23 protein-coding genes are annotated in these 25,879 nt (G+C 68.4%); 11 read left to right on the top strand and 12 right to left on the bottom strand.

The genetic code is table 11. From position 1 onward, the window contains the following. Positions 1-6 precede the first annotated feature (6 nt). From AB7E83_RS02090 to AB7E83_RS02065, 6 genes are read right to left on the bottom strand one after another with little or no spacing between them, the layout of a single operon-like run. Positions 7-501 (bottom strand): RidA family protein, encoded by a 495-nt coding sequence (locus AB7E83_RS02090; RefSeq protein WP_428564889.1) that lies wholly within the window; start codon positions 499-501, stop codon positions 7-9. 30 nt (positions 502-531) lie between these two features. Then, positions 532-1,617: a hypothetical protein gene (locus AB7E83_RS02085; protein WP_428564886.1), complete on the bottom strand. Its 1,086-nt coding sequence runs from the start codon at positions 1,615-1,617 to the stop codon at positions 532-534. Beyond that, entirely contained in the window at positions 1,614-2,075 is a 462-nt protein-coding gene (locus AB7E83_RS02080) for a (2Fe-2S)-binding protein (protein WP_428564883.1), read from the bottom strand. Before AB7E83_RS02080 ends, AB7E83_RS02085 begins: the two co-directional genes overlap by 4 nt. Continuing rightward, positions 2,075-2,914 (bottom strand): FAD binding domain-containing protein, encoded by an 840-nt coding sequence (locus AB7E83_RS02075; RefSeq protein WP_428564880.1) that lies wholly within the window; start codon positions 2,912-2,914, stop codon positions 2,075-2,077. Before AB7E83_RS02075 ends, AB7E83_RS02080 begins: the two co-directional genes overlap by 1 nt. Further along, positions 2,911-5,253 (bottom strand): xanthine dehydrogenase family protein molybdopterin-binding subunit, encoded by a 2,343-nt coding sequence (locus AB7E83_RS02070; protein ID WP_428564877.1) that lies wholly within the window; start codon positions 5,251-5,253, stop codon positions 2,911-2,913. The genes AB7E83_RS02075 and AB7E83_RS02070 overlap by 4 nt, the downstream gene beginning before the upstream one ends. Positions 5,254-5,260: 7 nt before the next feature. Beyond that, complete coding sequence (locus tag AB7E83_RS02065; protein ID WP_428564874.1) at positions 5,261-6,256, bottom strand: Bug family tripartite tricarboxylate transporter substrate binding protein; 996 nt, start codon at positions 6,254-6,256, stop codon at positions 5,261-5,263. A 49-nt stretch (positions 6,257-6,305) separates the two neighbouring features. Here AB7E83_RS02065 and AB7E83_RS02060 point away from each other — a divergent pair, with 49 nt between their 5' ends. The 9 genes from AB7E83_RS02060 to AB7E83_RS02020 all read left to right on the top strand — a co-directional run bounded on the left by AB7E83_RS02060 (position 6,306) and on the right by AB7E83_RS02020 (position 14,849). Next, positions 6,306-7,064 carry a GntR family transcriptional regulator gene (locus AB7E83_RS02060; RefSeq protein WP_428564871.1) on the top strand — a complete coding sequence of 253 codons (759 nt, stop codon included), beginning with the start codon at positions 6,306-6,308 and terminating at the stop codon, positions 7,062-7,064. A gap of 61 nt (positions 7,065-7,125) precedes the next feature. Continuing rightward, positions 7,126-8,088: an isopenicillin N synthase family dioxygenase gene (locus AB7E83_RS02055; protein ID WP_428564868.1), complete on the top strand. Its 963-nt coding sequence runs from the start codon at positions 7,126-7,128 to the stop codon at positions 8,086-8,088. Positions 8,089-8,152: 64 nt separating this feature from the next. Beyond that, positions 8,153-9,301 carry an ABC transporter substrate-binding protein gene (locus AB7E83_RS02050; protein WP_428564865.1) on the top strand — a complete coding sequence of 383 codons (1,149 nt, stop codon included), beginning with the start codon at positions 8,153-8,155 and terminating at the stop codon, positions 9,299-9,301. A gap of 14 nt (positions 9,302-9,315) precedes the next feature. After that, a complete protein-coding gene (locus tag AB7E83_RS02045; protein WP_428564862.1) occupies positions 9,316-10,278 on the top strand; it encodes an isopenicillin N synthase family dioxygenase in 963 nt (320 codons plus the stop codon). A 31-nt stretch (positions 10,279-10,309) separates the two neighbouring features. Next, entirely contained in the window at positions 10,310-11,329 is a 1,020-nt protein-coding gene (locus tag AB7E83_RS02040) for a TauD/TfdA family dioxygenase (protein WP_428564859.1), read from the top strand. Between the two features lie 21 nt (positions 11,330-11,350). Then, positions 11,351-12,220 (top strand): ABC transporter permease, encoded by an 870-nt coding sequence (locus AB7E83_RS02035; RefSeq protein WP_428564856.1) that lies wholly within the window; start codon positions 11,351-11,353, stop codon positions 12,218-12,220. Next, entirely contained in the window at positions 12,217-13,020 is an 804-nt protein-coding gene (locus AB7E83_RS02030; protein ID WP_428564853.1) for an ABC transporter permease, read from the top strand. The genes AB7E83_RS02035 and AB7E83_RS02030 overlap by 4 nt, the downstream gene beginning before the upstream one ends. Further along, the gene (locus AB7E83_RS02025) at positions 13,017-14,123 is read left to right on the top strand and encodes an ABC transporter ATP-binding protein (RefSeq protein ID WP_428564850.1); all 1,107 of its coding nucleotides are present in this window, start codon (positions 13,017-13,019) and stop codon (positions 14,121-14,123) included. The genes AB7E83_RS02030 and AB7E83_RS02025 overlap by 4 nt, the downstream gene beginning before the upstream one ends. 96 nt (positions 14,124-14,219) lie before the next feature. Then, positions 14,220-14,849 (top strand): flavin reductase family protein, encoded by a 630-nt coding sequence (locus AB7E83_RS02020; protein WP_428564847.1) that lies wholly within the window; start codon positions 14,220-14,222, stop codon positions 14,847-14,849. 32 nt (positions 14,850-14,881) lie between these two features. Here AB7E83_RS02020 and AB7E83_RS02015 read toward each other — a convergent pair whose 3' ends face one another. Genes AB7E83_RS02015 through AB7E83_RS01995 form a run of 5 tightly spaced genes read right to left on the bottom strand, consistent with a single transcriptional unit; the run spans position 14,882 to position 20,969 of the window. After that, positions 14,882-16,606, bottom strand: a complete 1,725-nt coding sequence (locus AB7E83_RS02015) for an acetyl/propionyl/methylcrotonyl-CoA carboxylase subunit alpha (RefSeq protein ID WP_428564844.1) — start codon at positions 16,604-16,606, stop codon at positions 14,882-14,884. Next, positions 16,603-18,171 carry a 5-oxoprolinase subunit PxpB gene (pxpB, locus tag AB7E83_RS02010; RefSeq protein WP_428564841.1) on the bottom strand — a complete coding sequence of 523 codons (1,569 nt, stop codon included), beginning with the start codon at positions 18,169-18,171 and terminating at the stop codon, positions 16,603-16,605. The genes AB7E83_RS02015 and pxpB overlap by 4 nt, the downstream gene beginning before the upstream one ends. After that, positions 18,171-19,031: a TauD/TfdA dioxygenase family protein gene (locus AB7E83_RS02005; protein ID WP_428564838.1), complete on the bottom strand. Its 861-nt coding sequence runs from the start codon at positions 19,029-19,031 to the stop codon at positions 18,171-18,173. Before AB7E83_RS02005 ends, pxpB begins: the two co-directional genes overlap by 1 nt. 30 nt (positions 19,032-19,061) lie before the next feature. After that, a complete protein-coding gene (locus tag AB7E83_RS02000) occupies positions 19,062-20,063 on the bottom strand; it encodes a Bug family tripartite tricarboxylate transporter substrate binding protein (protein WP_428564835.1) in 1,002 nt (333 codons plus the stop codon). An 18-nt stretch (positions 20,064-20,081) separates the two neighbouring features. After that, the gene (locus AB7E83_RS01995) at positions 20,082-20,969 is read right to left on the bottom strand and encodes an isocitrate lyase/PEP mutase family protein (protein ID WP_428564832.1); all 888 of its coding nucleotides are present in this window, start codon (positions 20,967-20,969) and stop codon (positions 20,082-20,084) included. A gap of 98 nt (positions 20,970-21,067) precedes the next feature. Here AB7E83_RS01995 and AB7E83_RS01990 point away from each other — a divergent pair, with 98 nt between their 5' ends. Together AB7E83_RS01990 and AB7E83_RS01985 are read left to right on the top strand one after the other, a co-directional pair. After that, positions 21,068-21,970, top strand: coding sequence for a LysR family transcriptional regulator (locus AB7E83_RS01990; RefSeq protein WP_428564829.1), 903 nt, complete (start codon positions 21,068-21,070; stop codon positions 21,968-21,970). Between the two features lie 132 nt (positions 21,971-22,102). Then, positions 22,103-23,746, top strand: a complete 1,644-nt coding sequence (locus AB7E83_RS01985) for a DUF4394 domain-containing protein (protein WP_428564826.1) — start codon at positions 22,103-22,105, stop codon at positions 23,744-23,746. Here AB7E83_RS01985 and AB7E83_RS01980 read toward each other — a convergent pair. After that, positions 23,743-25,800 carry a heavy metal translocating P-type ATPase gene (locus AB7E83_RS01980; RefSeq protein WP_428564823.1) on the bottom strand — a complete coding sequence of 686 codons (2,058 nt, stop codon included), beginning with the start codon at positions 25,798-25,800 and terminating at the stop codon, positions 23,743-23,745. The two genes, AB7E83_RS01985 and AB7E83_RS01980, sit on opposite strands and share 4 nt — an antisense overlap. Positions 25,801-25,879 lie beyond the last annotated feature (79 nt).

Genomic DNA, 25,879 nt, shown 5'->3' with positions numbered 1-25,879 from the left:
CGCCGCTCAGTGCAGTTCGACCACGGCTTCGAGCTCGATCGGCATGCCGAACGGCAGCGAGCAGAACCCCACGGCGGCGCGCGCATGCACGCCCGCTTCGCCGAAGATGGAGGTCAGCACGTCGGACGCGCCGTCCATCACTTCCGGCTGGCGTTCGAAGTCGGGCATGCAATTGACCATGCCCAGCACGCGCACGACGCGCTTGACGCGCGACAGGTCGCCGATCTCGGCCTTGAGCGACACGAGGGCGCTGATCATCGCGACGCGCGCGGCCTTCTTGCCTTCTTCCACGTCGTACTCGCGGCCGAGCTTGCCCTTGTGCGTCTGCTGGCCGCCGGCGAAGGTGCCGTGGCCCGCGATGAAGACCAGCTTGCCGGCGGTGCTGACAGCGCCGGTGTAGTTGCCCACGGGCTGGCGCTTGGCCGGCAGGTCGATGCCGAGCTCGGCGATGCGTTCTTCGGGCGTCTTGCCCTTGAGGCTCTGGAAGGCGGAGAGGGACATGGAAACTCCAGGAAAGAAAAAAAAAGGAAATCAGGACTTCGCGCGCTGCATGCCCACCTGCATGCCGGCGCCGGACGTGAGCAGCGCGTGGATGTGGAACCTGTCGCGCAGGGCTTCGAGGTCGAGCGCGACGAGCGCCGCGCGTTCGTCGTCGGCGAGCCTGAACGTCGCTGCATACGCCGCGGGGTCGGCGACGAAGCGCTTCGCGTCCTCGGGCCGCGTGCGCAGGCGCAGCACGGCCTCGACCAGCTGCCCGTGCTGCGCGGGCAGCGGCGGGTAGATCAACTCGTAAGGCTCGACCTCGGTCTCGAGGTTCCACGCGAGCGTGGCGTAGATGTGGTGCCAGGAAGGCTCGAGCTGGGAAGCGAAGGGCTTGCGGTCGCCGATGGCGCCGGCCAGGATCTGGATCGCGCGCAACTCCACGTTGCCCGTGCGGTCCATCTCGCGTTCGCTGAAGCCCATGAGATGCTGCAGGTCGCCGGCCTCGAGTCGCCGGAAGATCTCCTTGTCGGTCTCCAGGTCGGGGTGCGGATAGTGCTTCGTGCCGGGATAGTGCGAGAGGCCGCCGCTGGCGAGGAGCACCGCGCGCCGGCCGAGGTGGCACAGCGCGCGTTCGAGCGCCTGGCCGAAGGCGTGGCAGCGCGCGGCGCTCGGCTGCGGCGGCATGTAGGCGTTGACGAAGATCGGCGTCATGGGCGTCTCGCGCCCGAAGCCCATGAATTCGTAGGGGATGGTGAAGGCGGTCGGCAACTGCGCGCCGAGGGTGAACGCGAGGTCGAAGCCGAGCGCGCTCATCTCCGGCACGAGCGCGTAGCCGAGCTCGCTGTCGACCTTCCAGTCGCCGCGGTGCTTGTGCATGCCGTCGGCCGAGGCGCCCGCATGCACGCAGAAGGCGGGCACGCCGTGCGTGACGAAATGGTCGCCGTGGTCGTTGGAGATCACGACGATCGTGTCGGGCTCCTGCGCACGGAAGGCGGCGCCGATCTCGCCGAGCTTGGCCTTCACGCGCGCGACCTGTTCGAGGTCCTCGGTGTCGGGCAGCGACAGGAATTGCGGCGCGTGCGGAACCGCGGCGGCCGCGACGATGCCGGCGGGCTTTCGCTTCGTGCTCTTCATGCGCTTTCCTCCGCGGTCGCGGCCTGCAGCACCGCATCGACGATGCCCTGGTAGCCCGTGCAGCGGCAGATGTTGCCGGCGAGGGCTTCGCGAACATTGGCTTCGTTGACTTCGAGTCCGGAAGTAAGGAACTCGTGCGCGGCGACGAACATCCCCGGCGTGCAGTAGCCGCATTGCAGGGCATGGCAGCGCTTGAACGCGGCGCGCAGGCGCTCGGCGAGCGGATCGTTCAGGCCTTCGAGCGTGACGACTTCTGCGCCGGTGCAGGCGTGCGAGAGGGTGAGGCACGAGCGCACGATCCGCCCGTCGACCAGCACGTTGCAGGTGCCGCAGACGCCGTGTTCGCAGCCGAGGTGGACGGAAGTCGCGCCGGCTTCGCGCACGCAGTCGGCGAGGGACTGGCGGTGTTCGCCGTCGAGGGGCAGGCGGCGGCCGTTGAGGTGGAGGATGTGTTCCATCAGGGTCTCGTTTTCATTGCGCGCTCGGCCGCATCGGCGGCGACGGCCGCGTGCCGGCGGCGCTCGACGTCGGTGGCATCGGGCAAGGCATCGCGCAGCGAGGCGGTGGCGGCGTCGATCAGTTGCCTGCGCGTGGACGTGCCTTTCAGCAGCGACGCGAGGCCGGGCAGGGCGAAAGGCTTGTCGCCCGCCGCGCCCAGCCAGCATTCCCAGCCCCTGTGCGTTTCGAGGGCGAGGGCCGAGGACATCGCGTACTCGCCCGCACGATGCTGCAGCTTCGCGCGGCCCCAGCGGCGCAGCGCGCTCGTGCGTGGAAGGATCACGGCCGTCGCAAGCTCGTCGACGCTCTTGTCCGATTGCAGCGGACCCGTGATGAAGTCGCGCGCGGCCACGCGTCGCACGCCGCGCTTGCTGGCGAGCTCCACCTGCGCATCGAGCGCAAGGAAGGCCAGCGGCCAGTCGCCCTTGGGGTCGGCATGAACGAGGCTGCCGACCGCCGTGCCGCGAGTGCGGATCGGCCGGAACGCGATGCCATGCGCGTGCTCGCGCAGCAGCGAGCCCAGGGGTGAGGGTGCGATGCCATCGGCGAGCGTCTCCAGCTCCCAGTGGCGCACGAGCGCGCCGATGCGCAATTCGTCCCCGCTCGCCTCGACCTTGCTCAGCGAAGCGATGCGGTTGATGTCCAGCAGCACGTGCGGTCGGGCCATGCGATAGCGCAGCAGCGGCAGCAGGCTCTGCCCGCCGGCCAACACGCTCGCGTCGCTGCCGAGCGAGGCCAGCACGTCGAGCGCATGTTCCAGCGATTCGGCGGCGCGGAGTTCGAAGGGAGGCAGTTTCATGACGTGGCCTCCATCAGCTTCGCGAGCAGATCGTCGGGGCGGATCGGCGTCGCGTTCACGTGGATGCCGCGGTCCTTCAAGGCGATGCGCACCGCGTTCGCGATCGCCGCGGGCGGCGCGACGCAGCCGCCTTCGCCCATGCCCTTCATGCCGAACTCCGAGAAGGGCGAGGGCGTGCATTGGTGCACGATGTCGATGCGCGGAATCTCCACCGCGCTCGGCAGCGCATAGTCGCCGAAGGTGACGGAGACGGGCTGGCCGTCCTCGGTATAGCGCAGCTCCTCGTAGAGCGCCTGGCCGATGCCTTGCGCGACGCCGCCGCGGATCTGGCCGTCGAGCACGAGCGGATTCACCACCGTGCCGCAGTCCTCGACCACGAGGTAGCGCAGCACGCGAACGACGCCCGTGTCGGTATCGACCTCGACCTCGGCCGCGTGGACGCCGTACGAGAACGTGCCGGTTTCCACTTCGGGGCGATACAAGCCCTCGACCGACATGCCCGGCGGCACGTGCTTGGGCAGGCGATGCAGTTCGACCAGCGACAGGCGCGCGATCTCCTGCAGCGACAGCGTGCGGCCGTCCGGCGCGGCGAGCGCCGGGCCCTGCTGAACGAGGTCCGCGGCCGGGCATTCGAGAATCGATGCGGCGATCTCGCGCGCCTTGGCAACGAGCATGCGCGAGGCCGCGGCGACCGCGCCGCCGCCCATCACGATCGAGCGCGATGCCACCGTTCCCATGCCGTAGGGCGAGCGCCCCGTGTCTCCCTGGCGCACGCGAACCGAAGCGACAGGCACGCCCGTCAGCTCGGAGGCGATCTGCGCGTAGGTCGTGAAGTGGCCCTGTCCGTGATTGAGCGTGCCGACGTCGAAGGTCAGCGTCCCGTCCGGCGCCATCGTCGCGCGCGCGGCCTCGTGGCCGTAGACCAGCGTCGAGCCGCGGCGGTGCCATTCGACCGAGCCATGCGCCGCCTGTTCGACGTAGGTCGCGTAGCCGATGCCGCGCACGAAGCGCGCATCGCCCGCGGAAGGCCGCGGCTTCCATTCGGTGCGCACGTGATCCTGCGCCGCGCGCAGGGCCTGCGCGTAGTTGCCGGAGTCGTAGTAGAGGCCGGTCGCCGTCGTGTACGGAAACTGCTCGGGCGCGATCAGGTTGGCCGCGCGCACGTCCATCGGCGCCATGCCGAGCTCGTGCGCGATCTCGTCGACGATGCGTTCCATCGCGAAGCAGCCCGCCGGCCGGCCCACGCCTCGGAACGGACCGACCGGCGTCTTGTTCGTGTAGACGCTGATCGCCTCGAACCGGTAGTTGCGGATGTCGTAGGGGCCGAGCATGACGTTGGTCGCCATGTTCGCCTCGATCGCGCCGGTCGACGTGCGGCTCGAGTAAGCGCCGGAGTCGACGACCACCTTCGCGTGCAGCGCATGGATGCGGCCATCGTCGCCGAACCAGGCCGTGATCTCGTGATCGTGCTCGCGGCTGTGGTTCGCGGCGACGAAGTGTTCGTAGCGGTCTTCCGTCCAGCGATGCGCTTCGCCCGTGGCGAGCGTCATCGCGGCGACGACGAGTTCCTCCGGATAGAAATTGCTCTTCGCGCCGAAGCCGCCGCCGACGTCGGGGACGACGACGCGGATGTCGGACTCCGCGATGCCGACCAGGTGCTCCGCGAGGAAGCTGCGCAGCAGGTGAGGGCGCTGGTGCGAGATATGCACCACGAGCTCGCCGGATGCGGGATCGATGCGACAAAGGCAGCCGCGACCTTCGAGCGGCGAGGCGAGCACGCGCGCCATCGAGAAGCGGCGCGTGAGCGAGCGGCCCGCGAACGCGGCTTCGTCGCCGATCGTGCGGCCGAAGCGCATCACGATGTTCGACTGCAGGTTGTCGTGCAGGACCGGGCCGGGGTTTTCGACCTCGTTCCAGGCATTCATCACGGCGGGCAGCGGCTCGATGTCGGCGAAGATTTCCTCCGCCGCATCCTCGGCCTCCGCCCGCGTGGGCGCGGCGACGGCTGCGATGGCCTCGCCGGCGAAGCGCACGCGGTCGACGGCCAGCGGCGGCAGCGGCGCGCCGTTGAATTCCTTTCGCAGCAGCCGCGCCTCGATGGGCCGCACGAGATTCGCGATGCGCTTCGCATCCCACACGCGCGACGCGTCGAGCTGCGGCGGCAGCGTGAGGCCCGTGAGCCGGCCGTGCGGCACCGGGCTGCGCACGAACGCGACCTCGTGGCAGCGCACGGCGGGAATGTCGGCCACGAAGCACGCGCGGCCGCGCAGGTGGCGCTCGTCCTCCACGCGCTCGAGCGGCTGCCCGATCACGCGGAAGGTGGAATCGTCGCGGGCCATGGGCGCCTTACTCCACCTTCACCCGGGCGGTGCGGATGATGGAGCCCCACTTGCCCGAGTCCTGCCGCATGCGGTCGGTCACGTCCTGCGGCGTGCCGCCGAGGGGCACGAGGCCGATGTCGAGCAGGCGCTGGCGCACGTCGGGTTGCGCGAGCACGGCGTTGACTTCCTTGTTCAGGTTCGCGACCACGTCGTCCGGCGTGCCGGCCGGCGCCATCAGCACGAACCAGCTCGCGAGGTCGGGGCCGTCGATGCCGGCTTCCTTCAGCGTCGGCACGTCGGGCAGGCTGGGGAAGCGCTTGGGCGAGGCGATGGCGAGCACGCGCAGGCGGTTCGCCTGGATCTGGGGCAGGGCGGGGCCGTAGTTCTCGAAGCTGAAGTCCACCTGGCCTTGCGCGAGCGCCACCACGGCGGGGCCGCTGCCGCGCTGCGGCACGTGCGTCGCGTCGAAGCCGACATTGTTCCTGAACCATTCGGCCGCAAGGTGCAGCGTGCTGCCGGCGCCGGCCGAGGCGTAGTTGAGGGCGCCCTTCGACGCCTTGGCCATCGACACGAACTCGCGCGTGTTCTTCGCCTTCACGTTGGGGCCGACCATCAGGAAGGCGGGCACCTCGACCACGCCCGCCACGGGACGCAGCTCGCGCGAGGCGTCGTACTGGATGCGCGGATAGAGGTGGATGTTGTTGATGAGGGACGTGGTCCCCATCAGCAGCGTGTGGCCGTCGGGCCGCGCGTTGATGACGAAGCTGGTGCCGATCTGCGAATTCGCGCCGGCCTTGTTGTCGACGACCACGCTCGTCTTGAGCGACTGCGTGAGGCGCTCGGCCACGAGGCGCGCCGTGATGTCGGTCGCGCCGCCTGCGGCGAAGGGCACGACGATGGTGATGGGGCGACTGGCCTGGGCGTGCGCGACGCCGATGCCGAGGGCAAGCGTCGCCGCCGCAGCGGAAACGAGCGCGCGGCGCATCTTGCGGAAACGGTTGGAAGGAACGGGATCGAACACGGACAACATCGATTTACTCCAAGTTTCGGATAAAGTATACTTTATAAAAATGGCAAACGACAACGGCAACGACACTCGCAAGGCGGCCCTGTCTTCCACGGTCCGCGGGCTCGACGTCGACATGAGCGACGCGTCGAACCTGCATCTCGTGGCGCGCAAGGCGCCTGCACGAGACATGCCAACGCATGTCTACGACACGCTCTACGAGGCCATCCTCTCGGGCGTCATCGCGCCCGGCGAGCGGCTGATGGTCGACGAGGTCGCCGCGCATTTCGGCGTGAGCAAGATCCCCGTGCGCGAGGCGCTGAAGGCGCTCGCCGCGAGCGGCTGGGTGCAGATCCGCCCGCACCGCGGCACCTTCGTGCGGCCGCTCTCGTCGCAGGAGCTGCGCCAGGTCTTCGAGATGCGCCGCGTGCTCGAGCCCTACTGCGCGCGCCTGGCCGCCGGGCGCCGCACCGAGGAGCACGTGCGCGAGCTCAAGGCGCTGGTGAAGGAGGGCATGGAGGCGGTGCGCGATGGCGACGTCGTCCGCACCACCGCGGTGAACAGCCGCTTCCACAACGTGATGGCCGGGGCCGTGGCCAACGACCTGATCTTCGACACCGTCACCGGCCTCGAGGCGCGCATGCGGCGCTACTTCATCGCGGTCGACTGGAAGCAGCGCCGCGAATCGATGTCGCAGCACAAGGCGATCATGGAGGCGATTCGCGACGGCGACGGCGACGAGGCCGAGCGGCTCACGCTCGCGCACCTCGAGCACACCGAGGCGCTGGCCTTCAGTTCCGTCCGGCAGATCGCGGACGGCTAGGCGCTTGACAGGCTGGCCGCACTCCCGGATAAAGTATACGAGTCAAAGGATACCGCTACCCATGCTGCCCCCGTCACGCGCCCTGGCCTTCTCCGACATCCCCGTGGTGGACATCGCCGCGCTCGTGGGCGGCGACGAATCGAACATGGCGCGCACCGTCGACGCGCTGTCGCGTGCCTGCAGCGAGGTCGGATTCTTCTACGTGAGCAACCACGGGCTGCCCCGGGCCGCGCTCGACGAACTGGTGGCGCAGACGAAGGCGTTCTTCTCGCTGCCGCTCGCGCGGAAGGAGGAGGTGGCCATCGCCGACTCGCCGCAGTTCCGCGGCTACCTGCCGCTCAACTACAAGGGCACGGGCAACAAGGGCAACAACATCCAGGAGGGTTTCCTGGTCATGCCCGAGCGGCCGACGAACCCGCGGGCGCCGACGCACGGGCCGAACCGCTGGCCTTCCGCGCTGCCCGCGCTGAAGCCGGCGATGACGAACTATTTCGCGCACGCGAATACGCTGGCGAACCGGCTGCTGCGCGGCTTCTCGATGGCGCTCGGCATGGGGCCGGACGGACTCGCCAGCCGCTTCAGCGAGCCGATGACGCTGCTCAAGCTCAATCACTATCCGGCCCAGGACAAGCCCGAGCACGACCTCGACATCGGCGTGGTCGGCCACACCGATTCGGGCGGCTTCACCATCCTCTGGCAGGACGACGTGGGAGGGCTCGAGGTGCTGAACAAGGCGGGCGAGTGGGTCGTCGCGCCGCCCATTCCCGACACCTTCGTCATCAACGTGGGCGACATGATGCAGGCGTGGACCAACGGCCGCTTCGCGTCCACCCTGCACCGTGTCGTGAACCGCTACGGCACCGACCGCTATTCCATCCCGTTCTTCATGAACCCGAATTACGACGTGGTGGTGGAGCCGCTGCTGGGCGAGGCGCCCGCGGACTTCAAGCCCTTCGTGAGCGGCGAGTACACGCACGACATCTACAAGCGCATCTATCCGCAACGCAGTCCGCAACCCGCCTGAGGCAAGCGGCCCGATTCCTGCATAGCCTTTTCTTCACCACGTCCACCACGGAAGGTCCCACGCGATGAGAACCCTCGACATTCATGCCCTCGGCGAACGTCTCCTGAAGCAGCATCGCGACGGCGACATCTCGCGCCGCCGCCTGATGCAGGGCGTGGGCGGCCTGCTCGGCTACTACGCGACGCTGTGCGCGCCGTCCATCGCACGCGCGCAGGAGGCGGTGACGCTGCGCTACGACGCCTACGGCGGCGTGGGGCAGAAGTACTTCTCCGACAACGTGCTCACGCCGGTGGCCGCCAAGATCAAGGCGACGGTGAACCAGGGCTCCTTCGGCTCGCCCGAGGAGTTCCTCGCGAAGGTGCAGACCGCGAAACCCGGCGACTACAACTTCTTCGAATGCGCGCCGACGCTGTCGTACCTGCGCTTCACGAAGCTGGGCCTCGGTGCCGAACTCGACGAGGCCAAGATCCCGCGCCTGAAGGACGTGCTGCCGCAGGCGATCGCCGACTACAAGAAGGTGCACCCGGGCGGCCTGAGCGCCGTGCCGTACTACCTGAGCGTGGTCACCATCGCGTACAACACGACGCACATCTCGAAGGAAGACGCCGAGAAGGCCGGCGCCAACCTGCTGATCCGTCCCGACCTCAAGCAGCGCATCGCGGGCGAGGACAACTATCGCACCCGCATGTGGTACGCCGCGCTGCAGACCGGGCAGAACCCGAACAACATCACGGACCTCGAGCCGATCTGGGCGAAGATTCGCGAAAGCAAGAACCTGGTGCTCAAGTACTGGACGACGGCGGCCGAGCAGATGTCGCTGCTGGCCGGCGGCTCCGTGTGGGCGAGCGATGCGTGGGGCGTGCGCGTGTTCAACCTGCGCAAGAACGGCGCGCCCATCGGCTCGTTCCGCCCGCGCGGGCTCTACCAGGGCGTCGGCGGCATCTTCGCGCTGAAGGGCAGCCCGCTGAATGCGTACTACGAGATCGCGGACATGATGCTGCGCCCCGAGGTGCAGCAGTCCGCCGCCATCGAACTCGGCTTCCTGCCGGCCGTGCAGTCGACGCGGCTGCAGGTCACGCCGCAGCTGGCCGCGGTGCCGGGCTTCGACCCCACCGGCAAGTACGACGGCATCGTCAACATGGACTCGGAATACTGGGCGAACAACGCCGACCGCTGGTCGCGCGAGTACCGCCGCGTCCTGTCGCGCGCCTGAGCGAAAGGGTCGCCATGCTTCCGCTCTCGAGGCGACTCGCGTTCAGCGAGGTCCCGGTGATCGACATCGCGCCGCTCGCGGATTCTTCGCGAGGCGGCGATGCGCAGGCGACCGTCCGCGCGATCGAGCGCGCCTGCGCCGACGTCGGCTTCTTCTACGTGCAAGGTCACGGCGTGCCGCCCGCGCTCATGCAGGAAGTGCAGGACGTCGCGAAGAAGTTCTTCGACGGCGACGTCGAGCGCAAGATGGCCATCGCCATGGAGAACTCGCCTCAGTTCCGCGGCTACATGCCCATCCGCTACAAGGGCCGCGCGACCGAGGGCAAGAACATCCAGGAAGGCTTCGTGATGGGGTCCGAGCGCCCGCGCGGCGGCCACCGCCTCAACGGGCCGAACCAGTGGCCCGAAGGCATGGCCGAATTCCGCGTGGCGATGGAGAAGCTCTATGCCGAGTTCGAGCGCGTCTCGCGTCTGCTGCTCACGGGCTTTTCGCAGGCGCTGGGTCTGGAGGCCAACGCACTCGCGCCGATGTTCGCCTCGCGTGCGAACCTGCTGAAGATCAACCACTACCCGCCGCAGGAGCCGCCGAAGGATGCCGAACTGATCGGCGTGCGCGGCCATACCGACTGGGATGCGTTCACGATCCTCTGGCAGGACAACGTGGGCGGCCTCGAGGTGCTGAACAGGAACGACGAGTGGGTCGTCGTGCCGCCGGTGGAGAACTCGCTGGTCATCAACATCGGCGACCTGTTGCAGATCTGGAGCAACGGGCAGTTCTCCTCGACCTCGCACCGCGTGATCAACCGCTACGGGCTGGACCGCTATTCGATTCCGATGTTCGTCCATCCGGATTACGACGTCACCGTGCGCCCGCTCGTGGGCACCGTGGATGCGTCGTTCGAGCCCTTCCTCGCCGGCGATGCGCAATTGAATCGCCACCACGACATCTGGCCTCAACGCGAGGCCGCAGCGCTTTAAGGCGCGCCCCGCGAACTTCAAGGAGATCCGAATGACGCAAGCCGTCGCCGCCGAACCGTCTGCAACCGCGCAAGCTGGCGGCCCCGCGCCCGAAATTCGCCGCACGCGCATTGAAGGCCCCGACGTCTGGACGGCCGCATCCGTCGGCGGCAAGGAGGGTCTGAAGTACCCGCTGTCGGCGAAGCACCTCGCCGCCATCGACGCGCTGCTCGCCGCGACCCGGCACAAGCCGATCCAGGCCGTGACGCGCGCGGAGTTCAGCCACCCCGATCTCGACCCGATGCTCGCGGAAGTCTTCGACATCCTGCAGCACGGCCGCGGCGCGCTCGTCATCACCGGCATCACCCCGGAGAAGTACGACGCCGAGGCGATGGAGCGCATCTACTGGGGCTTCGGCACGCACTGGGGAGAGGCCATCGTGCAGAGCGCCAAGGGCGACCGCATCGGCCGCGTGCGCTTCGTCCCCGTCGGCCCGGACAATCCGACCAATCGCGCCTACCGCGGCAACGACGAGCTCACGCTGCATTCGGACTCCAACGAGATCGTCGGCCTGATGTGCGTGCAGAAGGCGGCCGAAGGCGGCTACAGCCGGCTCGTGAACGTCCTCGCGATCCACAACGACATTCTCGAAATGCGGCCCGAGCTGCTGGAGCCTCTGTACCGCGGCCTGCCGTATGCCACGCGCGAAGCGTCGGTGACGGGCAAGCCGGTCACGCCGCACAGCGTGCCCGTCTTCGGTTGCGTGGACGGACAGGTGAGCTGCCACTATGTGCGCGAGTTCATGACGCGCGCGGCCACGGTGCTCGGGATACCCTTCCCCGAAGACCTGAAGGAAGCGCTCGACTTCTTCGACCAGCGCGCGAAGGCGAACGCGGTCGAGTTCATGTTGGAGCCCGGCGAAATAATGATGGTGAACAACTTCACCACGCTGCATGCCCGCACGAACTTCAAGGACGGCCCGGGCAATGTGCGCGACCTGATGCGCCACTGGCTCAACGTGCCGAACGGCCGCCGGGTGATTCCGCCGCAGGATCGAAAGAACTACGCGTGACACGAAGCGCGACGCAATCGAATGGCTGAAGGCAAGGAACGCGCGCTCGGCAAGTCGTTCGCCATCCCCGGCGCGGTGGCGGTGCTGGGCTTCGTGTGGATACCGCTGCTGATCATCGGCGCGTATTCCTTCTTCGAGTCGACCAACGGGGCGGCGGTGAGCGGCAAGCCGTCGCTCGTCACCTGGAAGGAAGTCTTCGCGGACGACTTCTATTTCTCGGTGCTGCTGCACACGCTCAAGACGGCGGCGATCTGCGTCGCGATCTGCGTCGTGGTGGGCTATCCGGCGGCGCTTGCCATCGCGTCGACGAAAGGCTGGACCCGCGGCCTGCTGCTCGGCACGCTGGTCGTGCCGTTCTGGATCAGCTACGTCGTGCGCATGATGGCGTGGACCGAGGTGCTGGCCGAGTTCGGTCTTCTCAATCGCATCCTGCTGTGGGCCGGCTGGATCGACAAGCCGCTGAAACTCCTCTACACCGATTTCGCGGTGGTCCTCGGTCTGACCTACTGGTTGCTGCCCTTCATGATCATCAATATCTTCGTGGGGCTGGAGTCGCTCGACCGCAACATCGAGCGCGCCGCGCGCACGCTGGGCGCGAGCGCATGGTCGGCGTTCTGGACGGTGACGTTCCCCCTGTCGCTGCCGGGCCTGGCCGCGGGCTCGCTGATCTGCACCATCCTCGCGTCGAGCGCCTACATCACGCCGATGCTGCTGGGCGGACCCAAGTCCGCGTATTTCGGTCTGCTGATCTACGAATCGCTCATCATGCAGCTCAACTGGCCGCTCGGCGCGGCGCTCGCCATCCTGTTCTTCGGCGTGATCGCGCTGGCCATCGGCATCTTCAGCCGCTTCGTCGGGTTCGACAAGCTGCTGCGCAAGGGGACGGCATGAAGGCGCGCCGATGGTTGCTGCGAGGGCTCATGGTGCTGGCGCTCGCGCCGGTGGTCGTGTTCATGCTGCTGCCGATCTTCTCGTTCATGCTGCTGTCGTTCAACCCGTCCCCCAACGGCGGCTATCCGATGACGGGTTTCACGACGAAGTGGTACACCGAGCTCGTGAACGACCGGGCGATCCTGCAGTCGCTGCGCACCTCCTTGCTGCTGGGCGTGGTGTCGGGCATCTTCTCCACGATCTTCGGCGCGCTCGCGGCGTATTCGCTGCGCCGCTACTGGCGCCGGGGCGCTGGCACGATGGGCACGCTGTTCGCCGCGCCGCTGATCATTCCGCACGTCATCATCGGCGTGGGCGTGCTGCTGCTGTTCGGCGCCATCGGCGCGTCCAAGAGCTTCACGCTGCTCGTCTGCGGCCACGTCGCGCTGACGCTGCCCTACGTGTTCACCACGATGGCGGCGCGCTTCGCACGCATGCCCAAGGAATACGAGGAAGCCGCGCGCAGCCTCGGCGCTTCGCAGCTGCGTTCCGTCCTGCACATCGTGCTGCCCATCAGCCTGCCGGCGGTGGCCGTCAGCGCCGTGTTCGCCTTCGCCATGTCCTTCGATGAAGTCACCGCCACGATGTTCTGGAAACCCGCCAACACCGAAACCATCCAGACGCAGATTCTCGCGATGCAGCAGTTCTCCCTCACGCCCGTCGTCAACGCGCTCGCGACCGTCCTGATCCTCCTCACCCTGCTGTTCCCGCTGGTCGGGTGGCTGCTGAAGAAGCGCTTCGCGAAGGGGATGGGCGAATGAGCGGCGAGAACGCAGCGGTTTCGGTGCGCGGCGTCGCCAAGCACTTCGGCAAGTCGGTCGCGGTCCACGAGGTCTCGTTCGACATCGCGCCGGGCGAGTTCGTTTCCCTGCTCGGCCCGTCGGGCTGCGGCAAGACAACGACGCTGCGCATGATCGCGGGCCTCGAGGATGCGACGGCCGGGGACATCCGCATCGACGGCGTGCGCGTCAACGATGTGCCGATCCACAAGCGCAACATCGGCATGGTGTTCCAGAACCTCGCGCTGTTTCCGCACAAGACCGTGCGCGACAACGTGGCGTACGGTCTCCAGTTCCGCAGCGTTTCGCGCGAGCAGGTGAAGGCCCGGGTCGATGCCGCGCTGGCGATGGTGAAGCTGCCGCACCTGGCCGACCGTTTTCCGTCGCAGCTGTCGGGCGGCCAGCAGCAGCGCGTGGCGATCGCGCGCGCCATCGTGATCGAGCCTTCGTTGTTGCTGCTCGACGAGCCCCTGTCCGCGCTGGACGCGGGCCTGCGCGAGGAGATGCGCGGCGAACTGCGCCGCATCCAGCGTGCATTGAAGATCCCGACGCTGTTCGTCACGCACGACCAGGCCGAGGCGCTTTCCATGTCGGACAAGGTCATCGTGATGAACGCCGGCCGCATGGAGCAGGAAGGCACGCCGCACGCGATCTTCAGCGCGCCGGCCTCGGCCTTCGTCGCGCAGTTCTTCGGCGACGTGAACGAGATCGCGGGCCGTGCCTCCGGCGAGGCGGGGACTTCCACGATCGCGGATGCGGAAAGCGGCCGCCTGTTCGCGGTGCGCTCGCCGGGCATGGCGGGAATGGCCGGTAACGACGCCGACGTTCACGCGCGCATCCGCGCGGACCGCCTGAGCCTGCGCCCTGGCGCCGCGCCCGACGCCATCGACGGCGTCGACTGGCATCCCGGCACGATCATCGCGGCGGAGTACCTCGGCGTCCTCGCCAAGTACACCGTGCAGGTGGGCAAGAAGGAGTTTCGCGTGATGGAGCCGCTCGCGGGCGCTCAGTGTCATCCGCTGGGCACGTCGGTCCACGTGGGGTTTCCCACGGCGGGCTGGGTGGTCGATGGCGGATTGCGATAGGGTAGAGTCATGTCGACCCCCACGCTTGTCACTTCGTGTACTGCGCTGCCCCCCGAGGGGGCTTCAGCCGCCTTGAGGCGGCTCTGCGGAGGCTGAATGGAAATCAGAAGCTCCGACCTCAACAACGCCGAGATGTACAAGCTGCTCACGGGCGTCGTCGTGCCGCGCCCCATCGCGTGGATCACGACGATGTCCGAAGCGGGCGTCGTCAACCTCGCGCCCTTCAGCGCCTTCACCTATGTGTGTTCCCGCCCGCCGATGCTGGGCTTCAACTGCGGCCAGCGCACGCCGGGCGTGCGCAAGGACACCGCGCGCAACATCTTCGCCAATCGCGAGTACGTGGTGCATGTGGTCGACAACAGCCTGCTGCACGTCATGCACGAGAGCTCGGAGGAACATCCGCCGGAGGTGAGCGAGCCCGACCTGCTGGGCCTCGAATACATCCCCTCGGTGCATGTGAAGGTGCCGCGCCTCGTCGCGCCGCGCGTGGCGATGGAGTGCCGCTTCCACGATTCGATGCGCCTCGGCGAGCGCGCGGAGTTCATCGTCGGCGAAGTGGTGCTGTTCCATGTGCGCGACGACATCATCGTCAACGGCAAGATCGAGACCGAGAAGCTCGACCCGGTGGCGCGGCTCGGCGGGCCGCGCTACGCGACGCTGGGCCCGGTGCAGACGCTGCGCGTCATCGAGCAGTCGGCGCAGAAGACGCCGAATCGAACGGCCTGATCGAGCGAGGCGGCCTGCCGGTCCCGCGTGTGTCAATCGATCGATGCGATGGCAGCGCCCGCGGCGAGGAGCGATCCGCTCGCGACTCGCCGCGTGAGTCTTCCGGCGCGGTGGGCATTGATTTCCATTTCCATCTTCATGCATTCGACGATGGCGATCGGGTCGCCGGCCGCGACGAGCGCGCTTTCGTCGACTTTCCAGCTGTGGAGCTTGCCGGCGGCGGGGACGGTGACGTCGACCGACTGCGCTTGCGCCTCTCGGGAATGAGGTGCGGGCGATGCGCCTGTCGAGTTCAGGACTTGCAGGAGTTCCATGGGCAGACCCATGCGAACGACGCGCCCGTCGATTTCCACCAGGAATCTTTTCAGTGCCATCGCGACCGGCGGTGCGGGCCGCTTCGCGGGCTCGAAGTCCTGCTGCATCTCGGTCTCGATCCAGCGCGTGTGAACCTGGAATCCGTCCTCGCCTGCGAAGTCCGGATGCTCGACGACCGCGCGATGGAAGGGCAGCACGGTCGGCACGCCTTCGATGCGCAGTTCGCGAAGCGCGCGGCGCGCGCGGGCCAGCGCTTCGCCGCGCGTCGCACCATGCACGACGAGCTTCGCAACGAGCGAGTCGAAGTGACCCGGAACGACGCTGCCGCTCTCGACGCCGGAATCGACACGCACGCCCGGACCCGAAGGCGCGGCGAACTCGACGACAGTCCCGGGTGAGGGCAAAAAGCCGCGCCCCACGTCCTCCGCATTGATGCGGAACTCGATGGCATGCCCGCGCGGGGAAGGCGTTGCGGTCAGCGAAAGCGGCAGCCCCTCGGCCACGCGAAGCTGCTCGACGACCAGGTCGATGCCGAACACCTGCTCCGTCACCGGATGCTCGACCTGCAGTCGCGTGTTGACCTCCAGGAAGGAGACCTCGCCCGTGGCGCTGACCAGGAATTCCACGGTGCCCGCGCCCACGTAGCCCACGGAGGCGCAGATGCGCCGCGCCGCGCACTCGATCCGCTCGCGCTGCGCATCCGAGAGGAAGGGGGCCGGCGCTTCTTCGACCAGCTTCTGGTTGCGCCGCTGCAGCGAACAGTCTCGCGTGCCGAGCACCAGCACGTGGCCGTGCGTGTCGGCGATGACTTGTGCCTCGACGTGCCGGGGCCGGTCGAGGAATTTCTCGACGAAGCATTCGCCGCGCCCAAAGGCCGCGGTCGCCTCGCGCACGGCCGAGTCGTAGAGCTCGGGCAATTCTTCGATGTTGCGTGCGACGCGGATGCCGCGGCCGCCGCCGCCGAAGGCCGCCTTGATCGCGATGGGCAAGCCATGCTCCTGCGCGAACGCCACGGCTTCATCGGCCCCTTTCACGGGGTCGGGCGTTCCGGGCGCGAGCGGCGCGCCCACTGCGGCCGCAGCCGCGCGCGCTTTCACCTTGTCGCCCAGCAACTCGATGACGTTCGCCGGAGGACCGATCCAGGCCAGGCCCGCATCGACGACCGCGCGCGCGAACGCCGCGTTCTCCGAGAGGAAGCCGTAGCCGGGATGGACCGCGTCCGCGCCGCTGCGCCTGGCAATCGCGATGAGCTTGGCGATGTCGAGGTAGGTGTCCGCCGCCGGCTCTCCCTCCAGCGACCAGGCTTCGTCCGCCATGCGCACGTGCAGGGCGCCGACGTCGGCGTCGGCATACACCGCGACGGAGCGCACACCATGGTCGGCACAGGCGCGCGCGATGCGGACGGCGATCTCGCCGCGATTGGCGATCAGGACTTTCTTCATGTTTTCGGGAGGGGGCGGAAACGCACGCGCGAGCCGGGGGGCAGTTGCGCGGCAAGGTCGAGGTGATGGCTGGCGATGCCGGCGATCGCCGGGTAGCCGCCCGTGAGCGGATGATCGGCCATGAAGATCACGGGCTGGCCGCTGGGCGGCACCTGGATCGAGCCGCGCATGACGCCTTCGCTCGGCAATTCCGCCTGCGCGGTGGCGTCGTTTCGCTTCAGGGGCTCCGCGCCCCGCAGGCGCAATCCGACGCGACTCGATTCGTGCGTGACGTCCCACGCCTGGCCGCGGAAGAGCGCCATCGCGTCTGCGGAGAACCAGTCGTCGCGCGGGCCGAGGACGACGTCGAGCGTCATGGTCTCGCCGCTGCGCGGAACAGGCGGGGACGCCATGTCGGGTGTTGCGACGATGTGTGCGGCTCTCGACTTATGCACGTGCAGGCGATCGCCGGGCCTGATAGCGAGAGGTCCGATGCCGGCGAGCGTGTCGGTGGCGCAGCTGCCGAGAACACGCGGTGCGTCGAAGCTGCCGCGCACGGCGAGGTAGGCGCGCGCGCCGGCTTGCGGCGACTTCAAGCGGACGATGTCCCCCGCGCAGACGGCAAATGGCATGCCACGCGCGAGCGACTCGACGAATCCGTCGGCACGATGCAGTTCGATGACCGCGTCGGCTCCAGCGAGCGCGAGCACGGCGTCGCGCAAGGCAACGAGTTCGAGGCCGCCGCCGAACAGTTCGAGCACCGTGCAATCGATCTCGTTGCCCACAAGACGGTTGGCGGTTCGCAGCGACTGTCGGTCCATCGCCCCCGAGCGGGAAACGCCTTGTCCGGCAAGGCCCGGGCGGCCGAGGTCCTGGAACAGTGTCTGCAGGCCGGCCTTTCGAACCTCGAATGCGGGTTCGCCTTGCGGCGCCGGCATGTCGAGGAACGAAGCGGTTTTGATCGAGTCGAGCGAAGCCTCGTCCACCGCCACGAATTGCACGCGATCCCCGGGCTGTAGCAGCGCGGGTCGCTCGCGTGCGAGGTCCCACATCGCAAGCCCCGTCGTTCCGAGGAGTTGCCATCCACCCGGGCTCGAACGCGGATAGATGCCGCTGAAAGGTCCCGCGAGGCCGACGGAACCCGCGGGCACGCGCGTGCGCGGCACCGCCCGACGCGGCACGTGCAGCCGCGCGTCGCCGCCCGTGAGATAGGCGAAGCCCGGCGCGAAGCCGGTGAAGGCGACGCGGTACTCGGCGCCTGTGTGCAGATCGATCACCTCTTGCCGCGAAAGTCCGGCGATCCGCGCGACCTCGTCGAGATCCTCGCCGTCATAGCGCACCGGCACCTTGACGACTCGGCCGCTGCCTTGCGAGCGTGCGCCCGCGCGAATGCGGCCCAGCGACTCCTTCACTTCGGCAAGGGTACGGGCGCTGCTCGCCTTCACCAGCAGGGTCCGCGCCCCCGGGATCAGCTCCTCGACACCGGCAATCGGATTCGCCTGCAACTGGTCGAGAACCGACAGCGTCCGCGAAAGATCGTCGAGTTCCAGCAGCACGGCGTCGAGGTTGACCGGCAGGATGCGCACTACGCGAGCGCTTCTTCGGACGCCAGGCGCTTGCCGCAGGCTTCGCCGAGCAGCGTGGTGCGGAACAGGCGGCGCGGCGTGGCCATGTCGTAGTCCGTCAGCGCGAGGTGGTTGGTGCAGCGGTTGTCCCACGCAATGAGGTCACCCACCTGCCAGCGATGGCGGTAGCAGAACTCCGGCCTGGCCGAGTGCGTGAAGAGGTAGTTCAGCAAGGGCTGGGACTCCTCGCGGCGCATGCCGACGATGTCGCTCGTGACCATTTCGCTGATGTACAGCGCCTTGCGGCCCGTCTCCGGATGCACGCGCACCATGGGCTGCATCACCGGCGGCGTGTTGACGCGCATTTCGTCCATGTCCCTGCGGCCTTCGTTGACCTTGGAGAACGTGATGTCGTGCACCGCCCAGAGCTTGTCGACGACCGACTTCATGGTGGCCGACAGCGTCTCGTACGCCAGGTACTGGTTGCTCCACATCGTGTCGCCGCCCACCGGAGGGATCACCTCGCAGCGCAGCAGCGAAGCGCGCGCGGGGTAGAGCGTATGCGAGAGGTCGGAGTGCCACTGCTGGCCCACCGCCTGCTTGCGGCCGAGGACTTCCTGGTTGGTCACGGGCAGGATCTCATGCTGCTCCGGATGGCGCAGCCGCGGCAGCGCGGCGTGATCGTCGAGCTGGCCGAAGCGGCGGCTGAACTCGATGTGCGTCGCGTGATCGAGCTTCTGGCCGCGGAACAGCAGGATCTGGTGCTTGCGCCACGCATCCTCGATCTCGCGGAACGTCGCGTCGTCGATGGGGGCGGACAGGTTCACGCCGACGATCTCGGCGCCGAGGCCGGCGGACAGTTGTCTCAGTTCGATGCTCATGTTTGTCTCTCTGTCGTTTTGCGGCGCAGGTCAGTCCAGCTTGGCGCCGCTGACTTTGACGATGTGGTTCCAGCGCTTGATCTCGGCGTCGACAAATGAGCGGTATTGCGCAGGCGTCATCGCGGTGGCTTCGATGCCGGCTTCGGCCATCTGCTTCTGGGTTGCGGGATCGTTCAGTGCGGCAGTCGTCGCCTTCGAGAAGTAGTCGACGACGGAGGCGGGCGTCTTCGCCGGCGCCGAGAGGCCGTACCAGGAGCCGATCACGAAGTCGGACACGCCGACTTCCTGCATGGTGGGCACGTTCGGCAGCAGCTGCGCGCGCTTCGCGCCGGTCATCGCCAGCGCGCGCAGCTTGCCCGACTGGATGTGCGGCAGCGCGCCGGTGAGGTTCTCGAACATGAAGTTCGTCTGGCCGCCGAGCAGGGCGATCATGGCGGGACCCGATCCCTTGAACGGGATGTTCTGCGCGGCAATGCCCATGCGCGCCTTGAACAGCTCGGACGTGAGATGCGTCGTCGTGCCGTTGCCGGCCGAGCCGAAGTTCAGCATCGCGCCCGGTTTCTTCGCCACCGCCATGAATTCGGCGAAGGTCTTCACCGGCGAATCGGAAGGGACGACCAGCACGTTGGGAAAGCTGCCGAAGAACGCGATGTGCTCGAAGTCGCTCATCACGTCGTAGGGAAGCCTCGGGTACAGGCTCGGCGCGACGCCTTGCGATGCGACGTTGGACAGCAGCAGGCCGTAGCCGTCGGGCGCCGACTTCGCGACGCGGTCGGAGCCGATCGTGCCGCCCGCGCCGGTGACGCTCTCGACGAAGAGGTTGGCGCCGGAGAACTGCGCGATCTTCGCGGCGAAAAGGCGTGCCGTCATGTCCGCCGAGCCACCGGGTGCGAAGGGATTGACCAGGCGCACGGCCTTCGTCGGGAAAGCCTGGGCAAAGGAGATGCGCGGGAGCGTGGTGGCGGCAGCGAGGGCGGAGGTGGCGCCGGCCCATGCGAGCAGGCGGCGGCGGCTGAGGGAGAGGGAAGTCATTCGAAGCTCCTGCGGGGTTCAGGCGGTGACGCCAAAAGTCTTTTCGATGCGCGTGATCTCGTCGAAGCCGGTGAGCCGGTTGCAATCGGCCCACGTCGCCATCGCTTCCTTCGCATGGCTGCGCGTGTCCGCCTTGTTCTCGCGGATCACCTGCAGCGTGCGGCGCATCGCGTGGATCTTGGACATGGTGAGCGCGAGCGGGAGGATCACCATCTTCACGCCCATCTCCTCCAGCCGGTCGGACGGCACCATGGCCATGGTGAACGATTCCGAGTTCAGGTGGGCGACCGGCCCGGCGGCGCGGCGCACGTACTCGGCCAGCTCGGCTTCGTCGTAGGGACCCATCGTCATGAGCAGGTCGGCCCCGGCGTCGCGATACGCGGCCATGCGGTCCAGCGCGGCGTTCATGCCTTCGCTGGACCACACGTCGGTGCGCGCGATGATCGTGAAATTCTCGTCGGTGCGCGCATCGAGGAATGCCTTGATCTTGCCCACCATCTCGGCCACGGGCACCACGCCGCGTCCCTTCATGGAGCCGCATTTCTTGGGCATGGTCTGGTCTTCCAGCTGGATGCACGCGACGCCGGCCCGCTCGAATTCGCGGGTCATGCGCGTCACGTTCACGACGTTGCCGTAGCCGGCGTCGGCGTCCGAGATGAGCGGCAGCGAGGTCGCCTCGTCGATCTCGGCGGCGCGGCGGGCCATCTCCGGCAGGGTGAGCAGGCCGACGTCCGGCTTGCCGCAGGTCGTCTCGACCGCGTAGCCCGACATGTAGCAGGCTTCGAAACCCGCCTCCTCGATGAGCAGCGCGCCCAGCGCATCGCCCGTGCCGGGTGCGACGATGATGCCCGGCTGTCCCAGCCGTTCCCGCAGGCGGCGGCGCTTGTCCGTGGAAGTCGTCGTCATGTGCTTTCTGTTCCTCTTGCGGTGTCGATGCCTGATTACACGCAGGACCTTTGATTCAGATCAATCTGATATTCTTTGACGTTTATCAGCCGTAGGCTATGAATATCAAGTATCGCCAGCTCAAGGCGTTCTCGCTCGCGGCGCAGACGCAGTCGTTCACGCGCGCGGCGGATGCGATGGCCGTGACACAGGCCTCGTTCTCCACGCTCATCAAGGAACTCGAGCACGACCTCGGCGTCGTGCTCTTCGAACGCACCACCCGGCGATGCACGCTCACCGACGCGGGACGCGTGCTGGCGGACACGCTCCGTTCGCCGCTGGAGCACCTGGAGAGCGTCTACGCGCACATGAAGGAAATCGGCGCGGGAAAGCGCGGACGGCTCGTCGTGGCGGCGCTGCCATCGATGTCGTTCGACCTCGTGCCGCGCGTGCTCGCGGGCTTTCGCGCGGCGCTGCCCGGCGTGGAGGTGGTGCTTCGCGAGCGCATGAACGAAGAGGTGTTCGACGCCGTGAAGGCCCGCGAGGCCGAACTCGGACTGGGCTGCCTGCTGCGCCCCGATCCCGAACTCGAATGGGTGCCGCTGGGCAGCGACCAGCTGCTCGCGATCGTGCCGGCACATCACGCACTCGCGGGTCCGGGCGTCACGTGGCGGCAGCTGGAAAACTTTCCGATGATCATGATGGGGCGGGGCTCGGCCGAACGCGCGCTGCTCGCGAGCAACCTGCGTCTGAAGGCCGCGTTCGACGTCGAGTACGTCGCGACCGCGGTGGCGATGGTTCGCGAGGGACTGGGCATCACCACGCTGCCTTCGAGCCTGATCGGCGGTCTCAACATGCAGGGGCTGAAGACGGTGCCGATTGCCGGGGCCCTCGCGAAGCGCGCGCTCGGCGTGGCCTACCGCAAAGGGTCGCACCTGTCGAGCATTGCGGCCGCATTCGTCGAGCAACTCGCGAATCCCGCAGCCCGGCGTGCATCCAAAACGCGTGACGCGATGCAATGATCCGCTCGACCGTAGTTACAACTTCGCACAAGTGGGCCCCGGATCCGACCCCACGGGGTTGTCGCTCGTCCGTATCGTCCGCTTGCCGGCCTTCGGATTTCTCGGACGGCGGCAACAAATCAGGGAGCTTCCATGTCGTATCGACCGTCCGGCCGCTGGCCGGCTCTGGCCTTCGTCACCCTTTTCCTGGCCGCATGCGGCGGCGGCGGCGACGATTCGCCGGCCCCCGTCAGCCCGACCCCTCCCACGCCCGTCGCCGTCGGCGACACCGTGGCGCTCACGGCCACCGGCCGGCTCGTGTCCTTCAACCGTGCGGCGCCCGCCACGCGCGTCGGCAGCATCGCCCTGAGTGGTCTGGGCACCGGCGAATCGCTGGTCGGCATCGACGTGCGGCCCGCGGACGGCATGCTGTACGGCCTGAGCAATGCCGGGACGATCTATCAGCTCGATGCGTCCACGGGCGTGGCCACGCGCAAGTCCGCGCTGCGCGCCGCGGCGGGCGACGACAACCCCTATGCGGCGCTTCTCGGCGGCAGCTTCGCCGTGGACTTCAACCCCGTGGCCGATCGGCTGCGCGTGGTGAGCAACACGGGGCAGAACCTGCGCATCAACGTCGACACCGGCGACGCGATCACCGATGGCGCGATCAATCCCGTCACGGCGGCGGTCTCGGCCGCCGGCTACACGAACTCGTTCGCCGGTACGACGACGACGCAGCTCTACGTGCTGGACACGGGCTCCGGCCGCCTGCAGCTGCAGGACCCGCCGAACAACGGCACGCTGAATGCCGGCGTCGGACTCGGCGTCACCTCGAACCAGGTCAATGGTTTCGACATCGACGCGCGCACCAACGTCGGCTACGCCGCGATGCGCGTCGGCACGGAGAACGTGCTGTACAGCATCAACCTCGCCGCCACCGATGCGGCCGCGACGCGCATCGGCGCGATCGGCGAGGGCGATGCCATCGTGGGCCTGGCGCTCGCGGCAACCGCCGCGCCGCGCGTTCTCGCGCTCGCCAACGACAACCGCCTGCACACGATCGATCCGCGCCAGCCCGGCACGATCTCGAGTACCACGCTCGTCACCGGCCTCGCCGCGGGCGAAACGCTGGTCGGCATCGACGTGCGGCCGCGCGACGGAGTGCTGTGGGGCCTGTCGAACACGGCGCGTCTCTACACGATCGACACGGCGACGGGCGCCGCGACCTTCCGCGCCGCGCTGGCCGCCGACCCGAGCGACACCACGCTGCCCTACGCCGGGCTCACGGGCCTCGTCACCGCGGTGGACTTCAACCCGGCCGCCGACCGCCTGCGCGTCATCACCAGCGATGGGCAGAACCTGCGCATCGTCGTCGAGACCGCGACCGCCAACGGCGTGACCGTGACCGCGGGCCACACGACCACCGACGGCGCGATCAATCGTGCGAGCGGCGCGGCGTCGGTCGTGGCGGGCGCCTACACGAACAGTTTCGCGGGCACGGCGACGACCTCGCTCTACGACATCGAGCAGAACACCGACCAGCTCGCGCTGCAGAACCCGCCGAACAACGGCACGCTCGTGGACGTGGGCGCCCTCGGCTTGAACGTGTCCGGCGCGACGGCCTTCGACATCGGCGGCGGCGCCAATGGCGTGGCCCTCGCGGCGGCGCGCACCGGGGGCAGCGGTCCGTTCACGCTCTACAACGTGAACCTGACGACGGGCGTGCTGGCCGCCATCGCGCCGATCGGCGGGGCCACGGGACCGGCGAACCTGATCGACCTGGCGATCCGGTTCTAGGCGATTCGCGCGGGCGCGGGATCGGCGCCCGCGCCCCGCAGCAGCCGCAAGCCGTTGCCCACCACCAGCAGGCTCGCGCCCATGTCGGCGAACACCGCCATCCACATCGTGGCGGAGCCGAACACGGCCAGCACCAGGAACACGGCCTTGATGCCCAGCGCCAGCGCGATGTTCTGCCACAGCACGGCGTGCGTGCGGCGCGACAAGCGCACCGTCTCGGCGACGCGCTGGAGCTTGTCGTTCATGATGACCACGTCGGCGGCTTCCATCGCGACGTCGGTTCCCGCGGCGCCCATCGCGAAGCCGATGTCGGCCCGGGCCAGCGCGGGCGCGTCGTTGATGCCGTCGCCCGCCATGCCGGTGGGTCCGTAGCGGCGCTGCAGTTCGCCGATGGCCGCGAGTTTGCCCTCGGGCAGCAGGTCGCCGCGCGCATCCGCGATGCCGGCCTGCGCGGCGATGGCCTGCGCCGTCGCGAGGTTGTCGCCGGTGAGCATGACGGGCGCGACGCCCAGCGCCTTCAGTTCCTCGATGGCCTGCCGGGAACCATCCTTCATCGTGTCGGCCACCGCGAAGATCCCCACCACGCGGCCGTCGCGCGCCACCAGGGTGACCGTGCGCCCCTGCCGTTCGTGCGTGCGGAGTTCGGCTTCGAGCTCGTCGCCGCACAGGCCCAGCTCATGCATCGCGCGGTGGTTGCCCAGCAGCAGTTCGCCCCCGGCCACGCGTCCCTTGACACCGCGGCCGGGCAGCGCCGTGAAGTCCTCGACCTCGGCGCGCTCGCCTTCGCCGTCGAGACCCGCGACGATGGCCCGCGAGACGGGGTGGTCCGAGCGGCTGGCCAGGCTCGCGGACCAGAGCCGCGCATCGGGCTCGTTCGCGCCGTTCCAGGTGCGCCACGCCACGAGCTTCGGCTTGCCTTCGGTGATGGTCCCGGTCTTGTCCAGCGCGATGGCCTTCAGGCGGCGCGCCGACTCCAGGTAGACGCCGCCCTTGATGAGGATGCCGCGCCGCGCGGCCGCCGCGAGCCCGCTCACCACCGTGACGGGCGTCGAGATCACGAGCGCGCACGGGCAGGCGATGACCAGCAGGACGAGCGCCTTGTAGATCGCTTCGAGCCAGGGGATGCCCATCAGGAAGGGCGCGAGCACGGCGACCGCGACGGCGATGGCGAACACGGCGGGCGTGTAGATCGCGGCGAAGCGGTCCACGAAGCGCTGCGTGGGCGCACGCTTGCCCTGCGCCTGCTCCACCGCGTGGATGATGCGGTCGAGCGTCGTGTTGCCCGCGGCGGCCGTCACGCGAAATTCGAGTTCGCCGGTCTCGTTGATGGTCCCCGCGAACACCGCGTCGCCGGCGCGCTTGTCGACGGGGATGCTTTCGCCCGTCACGGGCGATTGGTCGATGGCGCCGTTGCCGCGCGTGACCACGCCGTCGAGCGGCACGCGCTCGCCGGGACGGATGCGCACGGCAGCCCCCATCGCGACCTGAGCAACAGGCGTCGCCTGCCAGCTTCCGTCGGCCTGCTGTACCAGCGCTTCCTCGGGCGCAAGGGCGAGCAGGCCCTGGATCGCGTTGCGCGCCCGGTCCACCGCGCGCGCCTCGATCAGCTCGGCAATGGCATACAGCGCCATCACCATCGCGGCTTCGGGCCACTGCCCGATCACGAAGGCGCCCGTCACGGCGACGGCCATCAGCGCGTTGATGTTGAGCTTGCCGCGCAGCAGCGACGCCATGCCGTTCTTGTAGACGTCGAGTCCGGCCATCCAGATCGCGGCCGCCGCGAGGGCCATCCCCAGGAGCTTCCAGCCGAGGCTCTCCGGCAGGAAGTAGCCGGCGGCTTCCGCCGCGATGGCGAGGCCGAGCGCGATGCCCATGCGGGCGAAGCCGCCCTCGATGGCGTGGTCGTGGTCGTGTCCGTGGCCGTCGTGATGATCGTGATGATCGCGACCGTCTTCGCTGCGATGGGCGCCGTGGGCGTGACCGTGTTCGTGGGCCTGCGGGCCGGGGGGAACGACCTGGCAGCAGTCGGCCGGCGCCGGAGTTTTCTCGTTCATGTCCCCATTGGAAACCCTGACGCAGGGTCAAGGTCAAGAACGGGGGGAATCGAGGAGGAATTACTCGCGGTCGCGAACC

Source organism: Ramlibacter sp. (assembly GCF_050250995.1).
Classification (GTDB): Bacteria; Pseudomonadota; Gammaproteobacteria; order Burkholderiales; family Burkholderiaceae_C; genus Ramlibacter.
The sequence above is the reverse complement of the archived record's forward strand: the minus strand, read 5'-3'. Positions and strand labels throughout refer to the sequence as shown.